At 46.0% G+C, this 21,098-nt stretch carries 15 protein-coding genes; 9 read left to right on the top strand and 6 right to left on the bottom strand.

What is annotated here, in order from left to right:
- Positions 1-5 precede the first annotated feature (5 nt).
- The gene (locus FHS57_RS02710; protein WP_183971300.1) at positions 6-1,691 is read right to left on the bottom strand and encodes a TrkH family potassium uptake protein; all 1,686 of its coding nucleotides are present in this window, start codon (positions 1,689-1,691) and stop codon (positions 6-8) included.
- 299 nt (positions 1,692-1,990) lie between these two features.
- Between FHS57_RS02710 and FHS57_RS02705 the strand changes: the two genes are divergently transcribed.
- The gene (locus FHS57_RS02705; RefSeq protein ID WP_183971299.1) at positions 1,991-5,041 is read left to right on the top strand and encodes a serine hydrolase domain-containing protein; all 3,051 of its coding nucleotides are present in this window, start codon (positions 1,991-1,993) and stop codon (positions 5,039-5,041) included.
- 27 nt (positions 5,042-5,068) lie between these two features.
- Complete coding sequence (locus FHS57_RS02700; protein WP_122929140.1) at positions 5,069-5,350, top strand: nucleotidyltransferase family protein; 282 nt, start codon at positions 5,069-5,071, stop codon at positions 5,348-5,350.
- A gap of 175 nt (positions 5,351-5,525) precedes the next feature.
- On the opposite strand, the gene FHS57_RS02695 is transcribed toward FHS57_RS02700, so the two are convergent.
- The 5 genes from FHS57_RS02695 to sufC all read right to left on the bottom strand — a co-directional run bounded on the left by FHS57_RS02695 (position 5,526) and on the right by sufC (position 9,216).
- Entirely contained in the window at positions 5,526-6,464 is a 939-nt protein-coding gene (locus FHS57_RS02695) for a D-2-hydroxyacid dehydrogenase (protein ID WP_183971298.1), read from the bottom strand.
- 149 nt (positions 6,465-6,613) lie between these two features.
- A complete protein-coding gene (gene sufD / locus FHS57_RS02690) occupies positions 6,614-7,933 on the bottom strand; it encodes a Fe-S cluster assembly protein SufD (protein ID WP_183971297.1) in 1,320 nt (439 codons plus the stop codon).
- 17 nt (positions 7,934-7,950) lie between these two features.
- Complete coding sequence (locus FHS57_RS02685; RefSeq protein WP_183971296.1) at positions 7,951-8,208, bottom strand: Txe/YoeB family addiction module toxin; 258 nt, start codon at positions 8,206-8,208, stop codon at positions 7,951-7,953.
- On the bottom strand, positions 8,205-8,432 hold the full coding sequence (locus FHS57_RS02680; RefSeq protein WP_183971295.1) for a hypothetical protein: 228 nt from the start codon (positions 8,430-8,432) through the stop codon (positions 8,205-8,207). Before FHS57_RS02680 ends, FHS57_RS02685 begins: the two co-directional genes overlap by 4 nt.
- Positions 8,433-8,457: 25 nt before the next feature.
- Entirely contained in the window at positions 8,458-9,216 is a 759-nt protein-coding gene (sufC, locus tag FHS57_RS02675; RefSeq protein ID WP_183971294.1) for a Fe-S cluster assembly ATPase SufC, read from the bottom strand.
- Between the two features lie 293 nt (positions 9,217-9,509).
- Between sufC and FHS57_RS02670 the strand changes: the two genes are divergently transcribed.
- The 7 genes from FHS57_RS02670 to FHS57_RS02640 all read left to right on the top strand — a co-directional run bounded on the left by FHS57_RS02670 (position 9,510) and on the right by FHS57_RS02640 (position 21,091).
- Complete coding sequence (locus FHS57_RS02670; protein ID WP_183971293.1) at positions 9,510-10,772, top strand: TolC family protein; 1,263 nt, start codon at positions 9,510-9,512, stop codon at positions 10,770-10,772.
- Positions 10,773-10,831: 59 nt separating this feature from the next.
- Positions 10,832-11,884, top strand: a complete 1,053-nt coding sequence (locus FHS57_RS02665) for an efflux RND transporter periplasmic adaptor subunit (RefSeq protein ID WP_183971292.1) — start codon at positions 10,832-10,834, stop codon at positions 11,882-11,884.
- A 2-nt stretch (positions 11,885-11,886) separates the two neighbouring features.
- On the top strand, positions 11,887-15,012 hold the full coding sequence (locus tag FHS57_RS02660; protein WP_183971291.1) for an efflux RND transporter permease subunit: 3,126 nt from the start codon (positions 11,887-11,889) through the stop codon (positions 15,010-15,012).
- A gap of 78 nt (positions 15,013-15,090) precedes the next feature.
- A complete protein-coding gene (locus FHS57_RS02655; protein ID WP_183971290.1) occupies positions 15,091-15,471 on the top strand; it encodes a hypothetical protein in 381 nt (126 codons plus the stop codon).
- 120 nt (positions 15,472-15,591) lie between these two features.
- Entirely contained in the window at positions 15,592-16,872 is a 1,281-nt protein-coding gene (locus tag FHS57_RS02650) for a TolC family protein (protein ID WP_183971289.1), read from the top strand.
- A gap of 19 nt (positions 16,873-16,891) precedes the next feature.
- Positions 16,892-17,974, top strand: coding sequence for an efflux RND transporter periplasmic adaptor subunit (locus FHS57_RS02645; RefSeq protein WP_183971288.1), 1,083 nt, complete (start codon positions 16,892-16,894; stop codon positions 17,972-17,974).
- Between the two features lie 3 nt (positions 17,975-17,977).
- Positions 17,978-21,091, top strand: a complete 3,114-nt coding sequence (locus FHS57_RS02640) for an efflux RND transporter permease subunit (RefSeq protein WP_183971287.1) — start codon at positions 17,978-17,980, stop codon at positions 21,089-21,091.
- Positions 21,092-21,098 lie beyond the last annotated feature (7 nt).

The following is a 21,098-nucleotide window of genomic DNA, read 5'->3' as shown; positions in this document are numbered from 1 at the left end:
ATTTTCTAGTTTATGAAAACGTTTTCGTTGGGGTACTGATAGTTCAGCGCTTTGACCCGTCGCACAAAAGCCACAAACAAAGTAAAAGTACCAATCCGTCCAACAAACATAAGAACAACTAATACCAGCTTGGTACTATCTCCCAAAAATGGCGTAAGATTTAGGCTCATTCCTGCCGTTCCAAAGGCAGAAAAGCACTCGAACGCCAAGCCAATCAAAGGTTTTTCGGGCTCTAAAATGGTGATAATGAGAATGGCAGGACCAATAATCAACAAAGACAACGTAATAACAGCAAACGCCCTTCTGACAGATTCAGAAGGAATTCGACGCTTCATTACCTCTACCCTGTCTTTGCCTTGCGCCAAGCTCAGGACGTTGAGCAATGCCACCGCAAAGGTGGTAACTTTTATCCCTCCTCCCGTTGACCCAGGAGCGGCCCCAATCCACATCAACAACAAGAAAATCAGGACAGTGGCAGGGTATATTTGCCCAATGTCAAAGGTCGTAAAACCCGCTGACCTTGGCGCGGTTGAGGCAAAAAACGCCATTGTAATTTTTCCAAATGTACTGGTTTCATTGGCCAACGCGCCGTTGGATTCGCTCCACCAAAATGCAAGCGTACCGACCAAAAGCAGCAAGGCGGTCATCACCATTACCAAACGGGTATTGATACTGACCGACCGAGACATGTGATGTACTTTGAGACCGTAGCGTATCCACAAATAAAGCTGTCGGCCGTAGTGTTTAAGGTATAGGTAAAAGTCATTGATAATACTGAATCCAATTCCTCCCATGATGACAAGCACAATGAGCACCCAATGCAAACTGATATTTTGACGCAGACACTCATTGTAAAGGCCATTTGGAACAGAAGAAAAACCCGCATTGCAGAATGCAGAAATGCTGTGAAAAACGGCAAACCGAAGCCGCTGACCATTGGTGGCAAAAAGACCCGTGGTATCAAGTGTCAAATAAATAAACAACGCCCCTACCAGTTCGATAAACAGGGTAATAAAGATGATTTTGAACAAAGACCGAAAGACATCCCCAATGCGGTCGGAAGTGGCAATATCTTTTAGAAACAACTGATTTTCAATCGAAAAACCACCTTGGTATAGATACCCAAAAAAGCTGGTAAATGACAGCATCCCCAGCCCACCCAGTTGAATCAATATCAGCAAGATAATCTTACCCAAACGGGTAAATTCTACGGCGACATCCACCGTCGATAAGCCCGTCACACATACCGCACTTACCGACGTAAAAAGCGCATCGACAAAGCTAAGGCCATGAACCGTAGCCCGAGGTAGCATCAGTAACCCCGCCCCTATCAATGCCAGTAATAAAAAGCTAAGGATGAATGAAAGTGCAGGATTGAAGCGTTGAGAGTAAAGCGAAAGCACTTTACGCGAAACATCAAAAAGCAACAAAAACCCACAAATGGCCAAGCTGCCCACGTTCATCCACGAATGCGGAGCAAACGCATGTTTGAGGTGATTAAATTTATAACCACAAACAAACAACAGCACGATAATCAAGAGCAGCCGCAACGCGTTGCTCAAGTTACTTTTACTCGGGAACAGCAACGTACGCAGGATAAAAGCCACGGTAAAAGTGCTCAGAAAAAGCAAATAGACACTCGAAAAAAAAACGGGCTTAGAGACGTGCCGAAACCCTAGATCATAAGCCATTACAACGGCTGTTACAAGCCCTATGTACAGAGAAAATTGCTCAAAAAAATTGTGTAATGAATGGAGCAATTTTATCTTGAAGCGCTGATAACGGTGATAAAGACGACGTAAAGCCATTGAATCTCAAATAGGTTGTAATACGATTTTAAAGAAACGAATTAGTTATATTTTGGTGAGACTATCAAACTTATGCCCATTTTTTATCTCCCCAAGCTACTCCTTATTCCCCCGTCCCAAGGTTATTTCACCAGTTTTTTCGGCCTTTTCTATACCTTTGCCAAAAAATACGCACTTCACACATGAAACGCCTGCTGTTCCTATTCTTTCTAGCTTTTTTATTGGTTCAAACCAGTTTCGCCCAACAAACTACCCCGCCTTTTCTCAAAAACCCAAATCAACGTTGGGTTGACTCGGTATTTAACAGCCTTACCGCCGACGAGCGCATTGCCCAACTCATCATGGTCGCTGCGCACGGATACCCCAACAATCCAAGTCGTGTGATCATTGATACGACTTTTACCAACCCGCGTGTGGTAGCCAAATATATTAAAGAATATAAAGTAGGCGGAGTGATTTTCTTCCAAGGCGGGCCAGTTCAGCAAGCACAGTTGACAAACTATTATCAGTCGATTTCGAAAGTACCATTGTTGGTCGCCATGGATTCGGAGTGGGGACTCGCCATGCGCCTCGACAGTTCGGTACGTTTTCCCTACCAAATGACGATGGGGGCGATTCAGGGCAACGACGAGCTGATTTATACAATGGGAAAACTCCTAGCCGCCCAAAAACGTCGCTTGGGGGTACACATCAATTTTGCACCTTCGGTCGATGTCAACAACAACGCCAACAACCCTGTCATTAACTTCCGTTCGTTTGGCGAAAACCCGCAGAAAGTTTACGAAAAAAGCTACGCCTACATGAAAGGAATGCAAGACGGAGGCATTTTGAGTTCGCTCAAGCACTTTCCTGGTCACGGCGATACCGGCGTGGACTCGCACTACGACCTGCCCGTTATTCCTCATAACCGCGCCCGCCTCGACTCAGTGGAGCTATATCCATTTCGTAAATTGATTGAACAAGGAGCCGACGGAATCATGATGGCACACTTGGCCATTCCAGTATTAGATACGGCAAAAAATGTACCTTCAACGCTTTCAAAACCCATTGTAACGGGGCTACTCCGCGACCAACTCAAATTCAACGGCCTGATTTATTCGGACGCCATGAACATGAAAGGGCTTACGAAGTATTTTCCGAATGGTTTGGGCGATGCCAAAGGATTGGAAGCAGGCATGGATGTGCTGGAATTTAGCCCCAATGTCCCTGCGGCCATTGCGGAAATCAAAAAAGCCGTGGCCGAAGGACGTATTTCTCAAGCGGAAATTGACGCACGGGTAAAAAAAGTATTGGCAGCAAAAGCGTGGGTGGGACTCGACAAGTTTACCCCCATTAAAACCCAAAACCTGATTGAAGACATCAACGATAAACAATCAGAACTTATCAATCGCCAATTGACCGAAAATGCCCTGACCGTCCTCAAAAACAACGACAACGTCCTCCCCATCAAAGATTTAGACAAAGTAAGTATTGCCTCTATTTCATTGACCGACGCCCCCGCCATTACCACCGTTACCAAAGATGGGGTCATTGCCCTTGGTACGCGCAACGAAACGGCTTTTACGGGCGAACTGACCACCTTCCAAAAAACGCTGTCACTTTACGCCAACATCGACCATTACGTTATTCACCCAAAAACGCCTGACAGCCTTCAAGGTAGCATTCGAGCGGCCCTCAAAAGCTACGACATTGTACTGGTAGGGGCGCATTTGAACAACATTCGCCCAGGTACCAACTATGGCATTACGCCCACCACCGCAGCTTGGGTGAAAGAACTTGCGGCCAACGGCAATTCGGTCATTACAGTATTTGGGAATGCCTACGCACTCAATAAACTACAGGACATTGGCAAAGCCAAAGGTTTGGTAATGGCCTATCAGCTGACGCCATTTACGGAAGAATTGTCGGCCCAATTGATATTCGGCGCTATTCCTGCCAAAGGAAAACTTCCTGTATCAGTCAATACCCAATTTCCGTACGGAGCAGGCATCGAAACGCCCGCGATTGGTCGATTAAAATACACCATTCCCGAAGAAGTGGGCTTGGATAGCAAGTGGCTTTCTTTCAAAATTGACTCCATTGCCAATAATGCCATCGCGTTGAAGGCGGCGCCGAGTATGGTAGTACAATTGGCCAAAGACGGCAAAGTATTTTATCGAAAAAGTTATGGCACCCTAATCCCCAACGAGGGTGCTACTAATTCTCCCTCCTTGGGGATTGGGGGGCTCTATGATTTTGCTTCTGTTACCAAAATTGCGGCCTCTACCCTAGCATTGGCCAAATTGCACAGCGAAGGTAAGTTCAACTTGGACGGCACGATGAAAGACTATCTGCCGTTCTTGAAAAAATCGAACAAAGCCGACTTGGTTTGGCGTCAAGTGCTTACCCACCAAGCAGGGCTAAAAGCGTTTATTAACTTCTGGCGCGATTGCCGCAAGCCAAATGGCAAATGGAAGCCTCGCACGTTCCGCTGGGGTAAAGAAGCCCACGGCGCTTATACCGTGCAGATTACGGACAGCCTTTGGTTGCACAAAAAATACCACAACAAGCTGTTTGCTTCGCTCAAAAACTCAGCCCTCAACGAGAAAAAAGAGTACGTGTATTCCGACTTGTCGTTTATGCTTTATCCGCAAGTAGTGAAAAACCTCACGGGAATCGAATTTGAAGAGTATTTAAAATCGAACGTTTATCGAAAAATCGGGGCTAATAGCCTTACTTTCAATCCACTTCGCTTCAACAAATTAAGCCAAATCGCTCCTACGGAACGGGATACTTTTTTCCGCCAAACACTGGTTCACGGGCGCGTACACGACGAAGCAGCCGCCATGTTGAATGGCGTAAGTGGCCACGCAGGCTTGTTTGGCAATGCCAATGATTTGATGAAAGTCACGCAGTTGTTTCTCCAAAAAGGCAGCTACGGCGGCGAATCGTTCATTTCTGAAAAAACAATGAATGAATTTACGCGCTATCAGTTCCCAGAGTCGCGCCGAGGAATTGGTTTTGACAAACCTAGCCGCGTTTACAACGGCAACGCGCCCAAAAGTGCCAGTCCGCAAAGCTATGGACACACAGGTTTTACGGGCATTATGATTTGGAACGACCCTGCGTACAGCCTCAATTACGTATTTTTGTCAAACCGCGTTTATCCAACGCGTGACAACAACAAACTATCCTCCCTCAACGTCCGTACAGCCATCATGCAAGTAGTGTATGATGGATTGGGAATAAAGTAAAGTTGGTATATTTGTAAAAAATAGCACATGTTACAAGCCTCTCAAAAACAGCAAATTTTACACTATTTACGTCCTTTTCACCCGACGTTAGTAGGGGTTTTTGGCTCTTATGCTCGTAACGAACAGCGTCCTGATAGCGACCTTGATATTTTGGTAAAGTTTGCCCAGCCAGTTAATTTATTAGACATTATTGGGCTTGAAATGGACCTTTCGGATGCACTTGGTATTAAAGTAGATTTGGTAACAGAGCCTTCCCTGTTACCAAATCTACGGCCTTACATTGAAAAAGATTTACTTTTACTATTATGAGTAAATCTCCTTTAATTTATGTGGGTCATATCTTGACCTGTATCAACTCCATTCTTGATTATACAACAGGCATGGATAGTGACGCTTTTTTAAGGAATAAACTTGTTCAAGATGCAACATGGGAATAGACATAGAAGCTATTTTACGAGCAGAAGCAGCCCCCTAACCACATCCCTTATTTTCCTTCCAAATACCTCTGAATATTATCTGCAACCTTATCCATCAATCGAATTCTGGCTTCGATACTCGACCAAGCTATGTGAGGGGCGAGCAGCAGTTTTTCGGGATTTTTAAGTTGTAAATAAGGATGGCTCGCGGGAATCGGTTCCTGCGTAAATACATCAATAGCCGCACCCGCAATCAAATTATCGTCGAGGGCACGTACCAAATCTACTTCATTCACGATTCCTCCCCGACTTGTATTGAGCAACAAAGCCGTGGGCTTCATTTGGGCTATACGCTCGTAGGTAAGTAAATTATCGGTATGTTCGTTGAGCGGTGCATGTACAGAAAGCACATCGCACGTCGCCAAAAACTCTTCCAACGAAAGAGAAGCATAAGGTACGTCATACGTTTGTCCTGACGCTGAATAATACACCACTTCACAACCAAAGGCGGCTGCAATCTGCGCAACTTGGCGACCAATTTCGCCCAGTCCCAAAATCCCAAAACGTTTCCCTCGCAGCTCCCAATAAGGCCGACCAAGGTGCGTAAACATTCGTTCTTTAGAATATTCCCCCGATTTTACGTACGCATCGTAGTAGGCTGTCGAGTTGAGCAATGCCAACAACAACGCCATCGTTTCTTGGGCTACGCTGTCGGTTGAATATCCTTTTACGTTCTTTACTTGTATTCCCAACTCCTTGGCAGCGGCCAAATCGACATTGTTCGTTCCCGTGGCTGCCACACAAATGAGCTTCAACGACGGCGAGTTCTCCATCGTTTGACGAACCACTTTGACTTTGTTTGTAATCACGACTTCGGCCCCCTCTATGCGCGAGGCGACTTCGTCGAGTTGGGTATCGGGGTAAAAAACAACTTCGCCTAGCTCAGACAATTTGACAAGGTTAGGAATATCTCCTAGCGTGCGGGCATCTAAAAAAACGATTTTCACGGGATATAGCTTGAAAGATTAACGTTTGGTGGCCTCGAATGACCATTTATTAAAGCAAAAAATGGGGCCAAAATAACCCTGTTGCATAACAAAAAATCCCTGCCTTGTGGCAGGGATTTTCGGAAATTAGTTTATTATCAAGACCTTGACTACTGCGCCAATTTCTCAGCAATCAGTCCTTCGAGGTATTCTTTGATAGCTCCAATTTTGATTTGGCTAATGACATCCTCACAGAAAGCATACATCAACAACGTCTGTGCTTCCGCTTTTGGAATCCCGCGCGAGCGCATGTAAAACAACGCTTCGTCGTTAAGTTTCCCCGTTGTCGTTCCGTGCGAACACTTTACGTCATCGTTAAAAATTTCCAACTGTGGCTTGGTATTCATGATAGCCTCGTCCGAAAGCACCACGTTACGGCACGACTGGTACGCGTTGGTTTTACTAGCTCCATCGCGTACAAAAATCTTCCCGTTGAACACCCCCGTTGATTTGTCTTTCAAAATCCCTTTGTACAACTCATTACTGTACGAATTTGGCTGAGCATGATCCACCAACGTATGGTTATCAACGTGCTGTTTTCCGTTCGGGAAGTACAAACCGTACATAAACGCCTCACAATTTTGGCCATCCAACACAATGTTAAGGTTGTTTCTGACAAACCCACCATTGATGGTTACCGTTACGGCGTAGAAGTGGCTATTTTGCTTTTGGCATACTTGGGTAGTACCCACATGATACGATTTTTCGGTATCGTTCTGTACTTTGTAGTATTGAACGTTGGCATTTTCTTCCACCACAATTTCGGTCACGGTGTTTGTAAAGGCACCATTCTCCCCCATTGTACGGAAAGCCTCGGCGATTTTTACTTCGGCATTTTTACCAACTACCACCAAATTACGGGGCTGTGAAGCCACATTGATACTGCGGGCGTCGGTAATAAAACGCAAGATAATTGGCTGTTCTACTACTTTCCCCGCAGGCACGTTGATGACAACGCCGTCGTGGGCAAAAGCGGTATTGAGAGCCGTGAAAGCTTCATTTTGGTAATTGGCGTATTGGGCAAAATACGTTTCCAACAAAGTCGGATTTTCTTTTACCGCTTGGCCAAAATTCAAAATTTGCAGTTGGCTCTCAGGCGAAACAATGTTCGACAGCTCTGCATTATAAATGCCGTTGATAAAGTACAAAACGTTTCCTTCCAAATTAGGGATTGAAAGGGCAGCAAGTTCATTTTCCCCGAACTCCGTTTTGACGTTAAAGTCAAACGCCTGCTTTACTAAATTGCTGACGTTGCTATATTTCCACTCCTCGTGCTTGATAGTTGGGAAGCCCAATGTCTCAAAATTTTGCATTGCCGCCCGACGCGTCTGATGCACCGCCGATTTGGTTTCGCCATTAAGACGTCCTTCGGTCGCTTGAAAATTGGCAACGAGTTGTTCTTTTAAATCTATATTTTTTGATAAATCCATGTTTGAATTTTTACAACTCAATAATGAAACTTGCAGCTAATGATGATAATTTCATCGTTTGTAACTTGATATACTAAGCGATGTTCATCATCTATCCTTCTCGACCAACACCCTTTAAGGTTGAACTTCAAGGGCTCTGGTTTTCCAGTTCCCTCAAAAGGATTTCTTTGAATTTCTTCCAGTAGTTTAATAATTCGGTCTTGCATTTTTTTATTTATGTTTCTCCAATCATTAAACTGGCTGAAAGCCGTAGGTGTAAAGGAAATATTCCTCATTTACTCAATTCACTTAACTCTATGGCTATTTTTTCACCTCTTTTCGCCTCCTCTAATGATTTCTCTAAGGCAGCACGGTTAGCTTGAGTTGAAAGCAGATAATCAGTCTCATCCATTTCACTATCAATAGTCAAGCGAATTTTACGATTTTTATACATGGCTCTCAGTCCTTTAAAAAACTGATAATCAAGCTCTTCTGCCTTCAATTCTATGGTAGTAGTCATAGGAATTAGTTTTTCAATTTCGATACTACATCGTTGCCGCTACTTCTGCCTTAATCCAGTCGTATCCTTTTTCTTCCAACTCAAGTGCCAATTCTTTTGGCCCTGATTTTACGATACGGCCTTTGTACAATACGTGTACGAAATCGGGCACGATGTAGTCGAGCAAACGCTGGTAGTGCGTCACTACGATTACTGCGTTTTCTGGCGAGCGCAACTTGTTTACCCCTTCAGCCACGATACGAAGCGCGTCGATGTCCAATCCTGAATCGGTCTCGTCCAAAATCGCTAATTTTGGCTCCAACATCGCCATTTGGAAAATCTCGTTGCGTTTTTTCTCACCACCCGAGAAACCTTCGTTCAACGAACGCTTCAACAATGAGTCGTCGATGTTTACCAATTTGGCTTTTTCACGCATCAATTTCAAAAACTGCGCGGCATCCAACGACTCTTCTCCGCGCGATTTGCGGATTTCGTTAAGAGCCGTTTTCAGGAAGTTGATAGTCGTTACCCCTGGAATTTCTACAGGATATTGAAACGCCAAGAAAATACCCGCAGCCGCTCTTTCTTCGGGCGACATTTCGAACAAATCTTCTCCGTCAAAATCAACGCTACCGCCTGTTACTTCATATTCTTCCCGCCCCGCCAAAACCGAAGCTAAGGTACTTTTACCAGAGCCGTTTGGCCCCATTATCGCATGGACTTCGCCAGCTTTGATTTCCAAATTGATTCCTTTCAAAATCGCCTTGTCGTCAACCGACGCTTGTAAATCCGTGATTGTAAGCATAATAAGTGTTTGTTATCTAGGTAAGGACGAGAATGATTCTCGTAATACATCCGAAAAAGTCTGCAAAATTACAACAAAGAGTCCATAAACCCTTGTGTTTGAGTAACAATTCTAATGAAGGAAAAGTTGGACTAAGGGCTAAAACATTTACAAGAAAAACACCTTGCCTCTTTTAACAACAATTTAATATTTGTTTAAAGCTTCTTTAATACACTGCGAAGACCTTTGTGCGCATCAATACTCAGTTGTGTATTATTACCTCTAGCCAGCCTCTTTTGAACCTAATAGCGCTTGTGAAAAATATTTTATTCATTTTCCTCTTGTGGTGCAGCTGCAATATGCGGGGCTACACCCAACCCTCTCCTGCGAAAGGTATATCACTCGCAGACGCTCTAGCCCTTGCCAGCGACAATAGCCCTTTCCTCAAAGTGGAAGCGCACGGAGTCAAACTCGCAGAAAGCGACATCACCAGCGCTTACTTACGCCCCAACCCTGTGTTGAATAACCAAACGTTATTTTCTGCCAACTCTCAGTTTTACCCCGACAATACTCGCTTTGGAGGAAGGAGTAATCGCCAAGTTTGGTACCAACTTACCAAGCCAGTTCAATCGTCGGCCTTGCGGCAAAGTCGAATTGAGTTGGCAAAACAGGGAGTAACGTTAGCGAGTGAGCAATTTGGCGAAATTAAACGAGGCATTCTGTATGACGTGGCCAATCAGTGGCTCAATGCCTGGTCGGTAGGGGTTCATATCAACGTCTTAAAAGCCGCCATCTCCAACGTTGATTCATTGCTCATTATTAATCGGCTTCGACTCAAAAATCAATTTGCTACTGGAACGGAGGTTACTCGAACGCAGCTTTTGTACGACCAATATTCGGTACGGTTAAAAAACCTCGAAAAAGATTACCAAAACGAACTGAAACAGCTGGCTTTTTTGGTAGGAAGCGACACTCCTATTACGTTAGCTGCGATTGAGAACGACGATTGGCAAAGCCTCACGCAAAGTTTGCCCGCGCTTGTAGAAGCCACCCATCGCCTTCGCCCCGACCTAAAAGCTACGCAACAACAACAAAATGTAGCAGACGCAAATATCAACTTGCAGAAAGCGCTTGCAAAACCAATTCCAGAAGTTGGACTGATTTATAATCCGCAAAACAAAGCGCCGTATTTTGGTTTTTATGGTACCCTTCCTCTTCCCATTTTTTCGCGCAACCAAGGCGAAATTCAAAAAGCAAACGTGCGAAAAGAGCAAGTGAAGCAAGCAATTATAACGGCCCAAACGCAAATTAGCACCGAGGTGCAGATTGCGTACGAAAGCTATTTGACCCAAAAACAAAACTTAACCCGATGGATTGACATCAATAAGCAATCGGAAAGTGTACTCAATACCGTTCGGTATGCCTACTTGCGCGGAGGAACTACCATCGTCGATTTTTTGGAGGCACAACGAGCGTGGTACGATACGCAAATTACCTATAACGATGTGCTTTTGGAATACCGCAGAAGTTATGTCGAGCTTCTTTATTCGACGGGGCTCATTATGGAGAAAAAATAACGTCGTCTTCCTCTTTTCAGATACTCATTTTTAATCAACATTCTCTATCTCTACTTTTTATGCGTCGATTCGTACAGTACATTTGGATAAGTGCAGTTTTGATGGTTTGGAGCTGCAAAAAAGAAGAAAATACGCTTCAAACAGCCTCCGTAGCCAAACCCACTGTTTCTGCCGACGGAATTACTATTTCGTTTGCAGATACAATCGGAATCAATGGCTTTTTGTACTACAATGTGGCTAAAAAATCCATCCGCACCGACCTTGTTGCACCTGGGCGGGTAGTGGCCGAAGTGGTTCGTTCGTCGGATGCGATGGGGCAAAATTTAGTCCTATTCGATAACCCCGACCTGACCTATAACTACACTGAGATGCTTCAGCACCTCATCAATATCAATAAACAAAAGGGAATCATTGCGCAAAAGAAGGTCATTTTACAGCAGAAAAAACTCCAATTGACCCGCGTCAAAGACTTGGCTGACAACCAAGCCGCCACGGGGCAAGATTTGACCAACGCGCAAATTGAAGTAACAAACGCCGAAACCGAAGTTGCACAGGAAGTAACGGCCCTTGAAAACGAAAAAACCTCGCTTTTGGAACACGAAACACGCCTAAAATTGGCAGGATTTGACCCCAAATCGCTCGTAAATGCCAAGCAAAATGCGACCTGGGTCATTTGCGAACTTCCTGAGAATCAATTCCAAAAAGTAACCCAAGGCCAGCATTGTTTTATTCAGTTTCCTGCCTTTAACGACAAAAAATTTGAAGGAAGAATTGAAGAGGTCGGCGAAGTGGTGGACAATCTTACTCGTTTGGTAAAGCTGCGGGTGGCGGTCATCAACCCCAGCAGTATTTTGAAAGCAGGGATGTTTGGGAGCGTGCATTTTGGCGTGGCCGAAGGTGATTTTATTACTGTACCGCGCGAAGCCCTCGTCGTGGTGCAGGGCAAACAATACGTTTTTGTAAAAACCAAGGAGCGAACCTTTGTCCGCCGCGAAGTTATGGCGGGGCAGCCCGTCGAAAATGCCGCAGTTATTTTTGCGGGGCTTCAGCCCAACGACCAAGTAGTGACCCAAGGTGCCATGCAATTGAAAGGACTTAGCTTCGGTTATTAATCATGCTCAACAACTTACTTACGTTTTCGCTCCGAAACCGCTGGGCCGTCGTGGCCGTAGCGGCGGTTTTGATGGGGATTGGCTTCTGGTGTTTTACCCTGCTTAAAATCGAAGCTTATCCCGATATTGCCGATGCCAACGTCATCATCATTTCAAAATACGATGGCCGCGCTGCCGAAGAAGTGGAGCAGCAAGTCACGATTCCAATTGAACGCGTTCTGAACAACATGCCACGCGTCATTGACCGTCGGTCGAGAACCATTTTTGGGTTATCGGTGGTTCAGTTGACCTTCCAAGACGGCACCGACGACTACTTTGCACGTCAACAAGTTATTGAACGATTATCGTCCGTCAATTTGCCCGAAGGAGTCACCCCCGAACTGGCTCCGCTTACCACCGCCGTGGGCGAAATTTATCGCTACGTCGTAGAAGCACCTCCTACCTACACCCCCATGCAACTTCGGGATTTGCAGGACTGGGTCATTGTACCCTATTTACTGCAAGTACCTGGCATTGCTGACATTACGACCTTTGGCGGCCCTAAAAAAGAATACCACGTACTGACCTCTCCCGACAAACTTCGCAAGTATAGCCTGACGCTCCAAGACGTAATGGAAGCCGTGGAACAGAACAATCAGAACACGGGCGGAAATATCGTTGAACGGGGTGAGCAAGGTTTTGCCGTACGCGGGCTCGGCGCCATCAAGCACTTAGAAGACATTCAAAACATCGTTCTGAAAGCCGATAACGGTATTCCTGTTTTTTTACGCGATGTCGCCTCGGTCGAAATTGCCCCACCCCAACCCTCTGGCGTGCTGGGCTATACCATTCCAAGCGCTAAGAGCAACGTAGCAAGCGCCACGGAAGGGATTATTTTGCTTCGACGGGGTGAAAACCCAAGTGAAGTGCTGGGACTGCTCAAAGACCAAATTCAACAATTGGAAGCCAACGAACTCCCCCAAGGCGTGCATTTGCGGGTACTTTATGACCGCAGCTTCCTGATTGACCACTCACTCGAAACCGTGGCACACACGCTTTTTGAAGGAATTTCGATTGTCATGATTATCCTTGTCATTCTCCTTGGGAGCTTACGTTCGGCACTGGTGGTCACGGTGATGATTCCTTTTTCGTTGCTATTTGCCTTTATTTTAATGAAAATAGCAGGTATTCCTGCCAATCTACTTTCCCTCGGTGCCATTGACTTTGGTATTATTGTGGACGGTGCTTGTGTAATGGTGGAGCACTTGATGAGCCGCTACCGAAACGCCACCGAACTCGACCGCAACCGAGGAATTGCGACGTTTACGTTGGGGGCTGCTCGCGAAGTGGTCAAAGAAATTTTCTTCTCGGTAGGTATCATCATTTTGGCTTATATGCCCATTTTGTTGATGACCCGCGTGGAAGGTAAGTTATTTTCTCCGATGGCACTTACACTTTCGTTTGCCGTGATTGGGTCGTTGGTGGGTGCTCTCACCATCATTCCCGTTTTGATGAGTTTTGTGTTCAAAAAAGCGTACCAACAAAACAAAATCAAAGAGCACCATAACTTCGTTTTGGACGCCTTAGACCGTGGCTATGAATGGTTATTAAAAACTGTTTTGCTCAAAAAATACCAAGCATCGGTGGTTGTGGGCATTGGAGTAGTATTGCTTCTGGTATCTTTTGGAGGAAAACTAGGCACCGAATTTTTGCCCGAATTGGACGAAGGTTCCATTTTTATGCGGGCTTTTTTACCCTCAGGAGTGAATATTCAAAAAACAACATCGATGATGCCTGCCATTCGCGAAACCATCGCGAAGTACAAACCCGTTAAATCGGTCATTACGCAAGCAGGTCGCAATGACGACGGCACCGACCCTTTTCCTGCCAACCGCATGGAAATTTTGGTCGCCCTGAATGATTACCACGAATGGTCGGATTCGATTTCCAAAAAAGAGCTAATTCGTACCATTCAGACCGACCTTCAACGGCAATTCCCAGGCGTCTTTTTCTCCTCGGGGCAACCCATCATTGACCAAGTAATGGAAATTGTGACGGGAAGTGCCGCCGACCTTGCGGTATCTATCGTGGGCAACGACCTCAATCTGATGCGTTCCAAAGCCGACAGTATTGCTAAAATCGTTCGTGAAACGAGCGGAGCGGTTTCGGTCAACATTGAGCAAGAAGGCCCTCAGGCGCAGTTGACCATTCAGATTAATCGCGAGCAAGCCGCTCGTTTTGGGATTAATATCACCCAAATCGAAACCATGATTGAAGCCGCGATTGGCGGAAAAGTAGTCACCACGCTTTATGATTCTAACCGTCGGTACGATGTTTTGGTACGGTATTTACCCGAAAATAGAAATTCGATTGAAGCCATCCAAAACCTGCAAGTTCCTGCGCCAAGTGGGGCATTGATTCCGATGCGGCAGTTGGCCGACGTAAGCTTTACCGACGGCCAAACCAACATTTACCGCATCAACGGCAAACGGATGATTACGGTACGTACCAACATCCGAGGCCGCGACCAAGGAAGTTTTGTACAAGAAATTAGTCAACGCATCAACAAAGAACTGAGCATTCCCAAAGGCTACCAAGTGGTGTACGGCGGGCAATACGAAAACCTTGCCCGTGCTGGAAAGGGATTACTCCTAACGATTCCGCTTACGATTGTGCTGGTGTTTTTGGTACTGTTTATGCTTTTTGGCAACCTACGCCATACAGCGGTGACATTTACCTGTATTTTGTTTGCGCTGGCGGGAGGTATCATTGCGTTGCTCATCCGCGATTACCACTTCAACGTTTCGGCGGGGGTAGGCTTTGTTTCTATTTTTGGAATTTCGGTTATGGCAGGCATTGTATTGGTCTCTGCCTTCAACCGCGCTCCCGACGTAGAAGGCCAATCGCTCAACGAAAAAACGCTCCAAATTGCCGTCCGTCAGCTTCGTCCACTGCTTTCGATTTTGGTTGTTGCGATTGTGGGATTGATTCCTGCCGCTACCTCTACAGGCATCGGTTCGGACGTTCAGCGCCCTTTGGCAACGGTTATCATTGGAGGACTTACCAGCACGTTGTTGTTTACCCCGCTGTTGCTTCCACCACTTTATCAATGGATAGAAGGTCGCGCCAAGAAGAAAAAGACGGTTTAACTTGCTTTTAATCCGCCTTTAAAATGGCTTTAATTCTCTTGTTGCACTTTTGGAGTGTTAAATCAACACATCCATTCTATGAAGAGATTACTCATCTTAGCTACAGCCATCGGAATGTTATGGCTCCAAGCTTGTAAGCACCGCATCAGTCAAGACCAGATTCCCGCCGATGTTCGTGCGAGTTTGACCCAACACGTTCCTCAGGCCCGTCAAGTAGAATGGGAAGAAAACCCAGACTACTATTTTGCCTACTTTACCGAAAACGAGCAGCAAGGCATGGCATTGTTTTACCGCGCAGACGGCCATTGGATTGAAACCGACGAAGCCCTCAAGGTAAACAATCTGACAATCGATCAGAAAAAAATGCTCATGAGTTTTAAGGCAGCGCACATTGAGCAAATCGAAGAAGTTAAGAAAAGCGACAGCACCGATGTCATCCGTGTCACTGCCAGTAAATAGCTTCCCTAAAACCAACTTCTCGAAAGCAATAAAACTTTCGAGAAGTTGATAAAAACGGTGCTTTAACCTTGAAGTCCAGTCAACAGCCTAACTAACACTCTATTTACATTTTATCTAGCTATGCGTATTGTATTATTGCTTTTTGCCATCACGATGGTGACTTTAAGCGCACGCCCCGTTCATGCCCAATCCGACTCGTTGCGACTTTCTTTGCCCCAAGCTGAGCAACAGTTTATCCAAAAAAACTTTGTATTGTTGGCTCAAAAATACAACGTCAACGTAGCCGAAGCTGCCAAAGAACAAGCCAAACTTTGGTACAACCCCAACTTATTTGTAGAAACCAACCTCTACAACGGGTACAGCAACAAACTGCTTCCTTATGGTCGTAATGCTGATTTGTACAACCCAACGGGCGGTGTCGTCAATGTTCAGGTGCAACAAATCGTCAGTTTGGTCAAACTCAGAAGTAAACTCGTTCAACTGGCCGAAACCAACATTTCGCTCCAACAATCTGCTTTTCAAGACCTTATGCGAAACGTTCGATTTCAGTTAGCGCAGTCGTTTGGCAACTTGGCTACGAATCAGCAAAAACTAACCATGCTCCAACTACAAGGCCAACAGCTAGCCTCATTGTTAGAAGCATTTCGGGCGCAATTAAAACTCGGCGTGATTGCCCCTTACGAAGTAACGCGTCTTGAATTGGAACAGAAAAATTGGGAAAGCGACCTCACCGATTTACAAGCCCAAATCAGCCAAGACGAAGCAACGTTGCGTACTTTGCTATCCATCAACGGTACAACGTATATTATTCCCGTTAATGAAGGAAACGCCCCCAAAACAACCGCACCTTTGAACGAATTGGTCAGTCAAGCATTATCGCAACGCCCCGATTTACAACTTGCCGACCAACAAATCACCTATAACCGCCAAAATCTTACGTACCAAAAAGCCCTTGCCACGCCTAATCTTACGTTGGGAGCTGATTACCAGCGGGTAGGCGCTGCTTTCCCTCACTATTTGGGCGTCCAAGCTTTAATAGATTTACCCATTCGGAACAAAAACCAAGGCAATATTCAAGCGGCACGCTGGGGCATCGACCAAGCCAACCAAAGCCGCAATGCCGTGGGGATTCAAGTAGAGCAAGAAGTCGTAAATGCTTACCAACAATACACGCAAGCGACGCAATTACAAGCCAAAATCACCCCCGAATACCTCCAAAGTATCCAAGATATTTCTAAAAATGCCACCGAAGATTATACCCGTCGGGTGATTGATTTGGTGAGTTTTATTGATAAAATCAGGGCTTACAAAGATGCCCAAATGACGCTCATCGACAGCGCCAATCGCCTGTACCAAGCCCAACAACAACTTAATTACGTCACCAACGCGAAGGTGTTTTAACTCTCAATTCTGCCATCCAATGAAAACCAAGTTACTTGTGTGGGTACTTTGCCTACCCGCTATCGTTCTTCTCTCGTGCCAAAGCGAACAAAAAAACGAAGAGCCCAAGACCAAAGATACAGGCTCGGCGTTTCGCACCGATACGGTTCAACTTCGTAATTACGAACAAGAACTACAGTTTACGGGTCAAGTCTCGTTTGACCAAAAACAAGTGGACCGCGTCTATCCGATGGTCAGTGGTAATGTACTGGATGTCAACGCTGAACTCGGGGCTTTTGTCAAAAAAGGACAAGTATTGGCCAAACTTCAAAGCGCGGACGTAAGCCAATTTGTGAAGGATTATAACACCGCCAAATCGAACTACGACATTGCCAAACGCAACGCCGATAACGTAGAACAGTTGTATAAAACCAAGTTTTCGTCAGAAAATGATTTGGTCAATGCCCGCAAACAACTCGAAATCGCCTCTTCTGAATTGGAGCGTTCGAGCCAAGTGTTGAAAATGTACGGCGGAACTTCGGCCAATAGCCAGCCTATTTTTACCGTCACCGCCCCCGTAAGCGGCTACATCGTAGAGCGGAACATTAACCCCAACATGCAAATTCGTCCCGACAACGGAAACAGCCTGTTTACGATTTCTAACCTTTCGGATGTGTGGGTGCTTATCAATATTTATGAGTCTGACATTCAGGCCGTAAAAATAGGGCAACAAGTCAACATCAGCACGCTTGCGTATCCCGACCGCGTGTTCCAAGGCCGCATCGACAACATCAGCCAAGTCATCGACAACGATAGCAAAGTATTGCAAGCGCGCGTAGTGCTTCCCAACCCTGGGGGCTTGCTCAAACCTGACATGTTTTGTACGGTAAAACTTCACATCGAAAAACCCGAAAAATTGTTGGCCGTCAACCCCAAATCAGTCATTTTTAGCGAAGACCGCTACTTTGTCATTCTCGACAAGGGAAAGGGAAATTACCAATCTATCCCCGTAGAAGTCATTAAAAGCACTTCCAAATACAGCTACATCAAAGCCAATCTCCGCGACGGCGACCAAGTTGTAACCGAAGGTGCGCTCTTGTTATTCAATGAATTAACCGACTAAGTCATGAACAAATTCATCAAAAATATCATTGGCTTTTCACTCAAAAACAAGGGCATCGTCTTTTTTGTCACCTTGTTGGTCGTGATTGCGGGGGCGGTAAGTTTTTACAATACCCCCGTCGAAGCCTACCCCGACGTCACCAATACCGAAGTGGTGATTATCTCCCAATGGCCTGGTCGGAGTGCCGAAGAAGTAGAACGTTTCATTTCGATTCCGATTGAAACCGAAATGAACTCCATCAGCCGCCGCACGGCCATTCGTAGCGTCAATTTGTTTGGGTTATCGTTTATCAAAATCATTTTTGAGGACGGAGTTGACAACTTCAGCGCCCGCATGGAAGCCAGCCAAAAGCTCTCCAACGTGGATCTTCCCGAGGGTGTAAACGCCGAAATCCAGCCTCCCGCAGGGCCTACGGGCGAGATTTACCGCTACACGCTTACATCGCCGACCAAATCGGTGACTGAACTTAAAACCATCCAAGATTGGGTGATTCAGAAAAACATCAAAGCCGTTCAAGGCGTAGCCGACGTCGTGAGTTTTGGAGGACGCGTACGTACGTTTGAAGTGAGCGTTAACCCCAATTTGCTTACCAAATACAACCTTACCGCGCTTGATGTGTATGGTGCTCTCCAACGCGCCAACGTCAACGTAGGAGGTGACATCGTGCGAGAAGGGCAGCAAGCCTTTGTAGTGCGCGGGATTGGCATCGTGAAAGACGTTCCTGACATCGAAAAAATCATTGTCAAAAACATCAACGGCGTTCCCGTTCGGATTTCAAACATCAGTACCGTTCGTCCTTCTAATTTACCACAGCTAGGCATCGTTGGTCGCGATTTTCACGACGACGTCGTAGAGGGAATTGTGTTGATGCGGAAAGGTGAAAACCCAGGCGAAGTGTTGCCCAAACTCAAAGAAAAAGTAGCTTATCTTAACTCGACAGTATTGCCCCAAGACGTTAAAATCAAGGTATTTTACGACCGTACCGAGCTCAACAACCACACCATGCATACGGTAGGCGAAAACGTGGCGTTGGGCATTACACTCGTAACGGTGATTCTTTTGATTTTCTTGGCCGATTGGCGTACGACAGTCACCGTGGCGCTTATCATTCCGTTGGCGTTGCTATTTGCCTTTATCTTAATGCGGGTCAAAGGCATGACAGCCAATCTACTTTCTATCGGCGCCATCGACTTTGGTATCATCATCGACGGGGCAGTGGTCATGGTCGAAGGACTGTTTGTGATGCTGGCACATTGGGCCGAAAAAGAAGGCATGGAACGTTTCAACAAACGGGCTAAACTCAGCCGAATCCTCAAAACAGCCGTAGAAATGGGAAAATCTATTTTTACGTCTAAGCTCATCATTATCACGGCCTTATTGCCTATTTTCTCTTTCCAAAAAGTCGAAGGAAAGCTCTTTAGTCCGTTGGCATTTACGATTGGCTTTGCCTTGTTGGGCGCGTTGTTGTTAGCCCTTACGTTTGTGCCAGTATTGAGCAGTATTTTGCTCAACAAAAACGTTCGTGAGCGTCATAACCCCATCATTACGGGACTCAACAAAGCCTATGCTCCTTTACTTGATGCCGTTATGAGTCATCCCAAACGGGCCATGGTAGCGGGCGTTACGGCGCTTGGTTTGGCACTCGGTGCTTTCCACTTTGTAGGTTCCGAGTTTTTACCCCAGCTCAACGAAGGCTCCATTTACGTTCGGGCGAGTATGCCCCTCAGTATTAGTCTCGAAGACAGCTACCACTTTACGCGCAAGTTCCGTCAGGTGTTTGAGCAGTTTCCTGAAGTAAGAGGTGTCATTAGCCAGACAGGTCGCCCCAACGACGGTACTGACCCCACGGGCTTTTTCAACCAAGAGTTTTTTGTGGATTTGTACCCTGCCAACGAGTGGAAACGCGACATCACCAAAGACCAATTGGTAGCCGAAATGCAAGCAAAATTGGCAGGCTTCAAAGGCGTGGATTTCGGATTTTCACAACCTATTTCGGATAACGTAGCCGAGGCAGTTTCGGGGGTAAAAGGGTCGATTGCCGTAAAAGTACAGGGCGATGACCTCACTATATTAGACAAAAAGATTACGCAAGTTTTCAATGTCCTCAAAAAAGTACCTGGCGTGGAAGATTTAGGCGTGTTCCGTAACTTGGGACAACCCGAACTTCGCATTACCCTCAACCCCGATAAAATGGCGCAATACGGCATTGATGCGGCCGACGCCAATGCGGTCATCGAAATGGCGATTGGCGGAAAGGCCGTAAGCCAAGTGTATGAAGGTGAAAAGAAATTTGATTTGCGTCTCCGCTACGACCAGCCGTTCCGTTCGTCGATTGAGCAAATTGGACAGCTCCAAGTACCTACCCTCAACGGCGGAAAAATACCTTTAAAACAAATAGCAAACATCGAAAACGTCGCTGGGCCTGCCTTTATCTACCGCGAAGACAACGCCCGTTTTATCGCCGTGAAGTTTTCGGTACGGGGTCGCGACTTAGGAAGCACCATCGCCGAAGCTCAGGCGAAAGTGAACGCCGCTGTAAAATTGCCCAAAGGCTACGAAATGAAGTGGAACGGGGAATTTGAAAACCAACAACGCGCCCAAAACCGCTTGGCCTTGGTGGTGCCTATCAGCTTGATTTTGATTTTCTTTATCTTGTTTGTTTCTTTTGGCAACGCCCTCGATTCCATTCTGGTGCTCCTCAACGTGCCTTTTGCCCTCATTGGCGGGATTGCGGCGCTGCTTCTGACAGGGGTCAACTTTAGTATTTCGGCGGGGGTTGGATTTATTGCCCTGTTCGGGATTGCGACCCAAAACGGGGTTATTCTTATCAACAATTACCACAAAAACCTAAAAGCAGGAATGCCGCTGATTGAGGCGATTAAAGACGGCTCGAAAGCGATGCTCCGTCCCATTGTGATGACCGCCTTGATGGCTTCGTTGGGATTATTGCCTGCCGCTATTTCAACAGGCATTGGCTCCGAAACTCAAAAACCGCTGGCTATTGTCGTCATCGGTGGGCTTATTACGGCTACCTTATTATCGCTGCTTATCCTTCCTACGGTTTATGAATGGATTTATAGCAGCCGCGAAAAACGCAAACAATTATTAAAACAGTAACTTCAAT

Source organism: Runella defluvii (genome assembly GCF_014195535.1).
GTDB lineage: Bacteria > Bacteroidota > Bacteroidia > Cytophagales > Spirosomataceae > Runella > Runella defluvii.
Note: the sequence above shows the minus strand (reverse complement) of the source record. Positions and strands in the feature narration are given on the sequence as shown.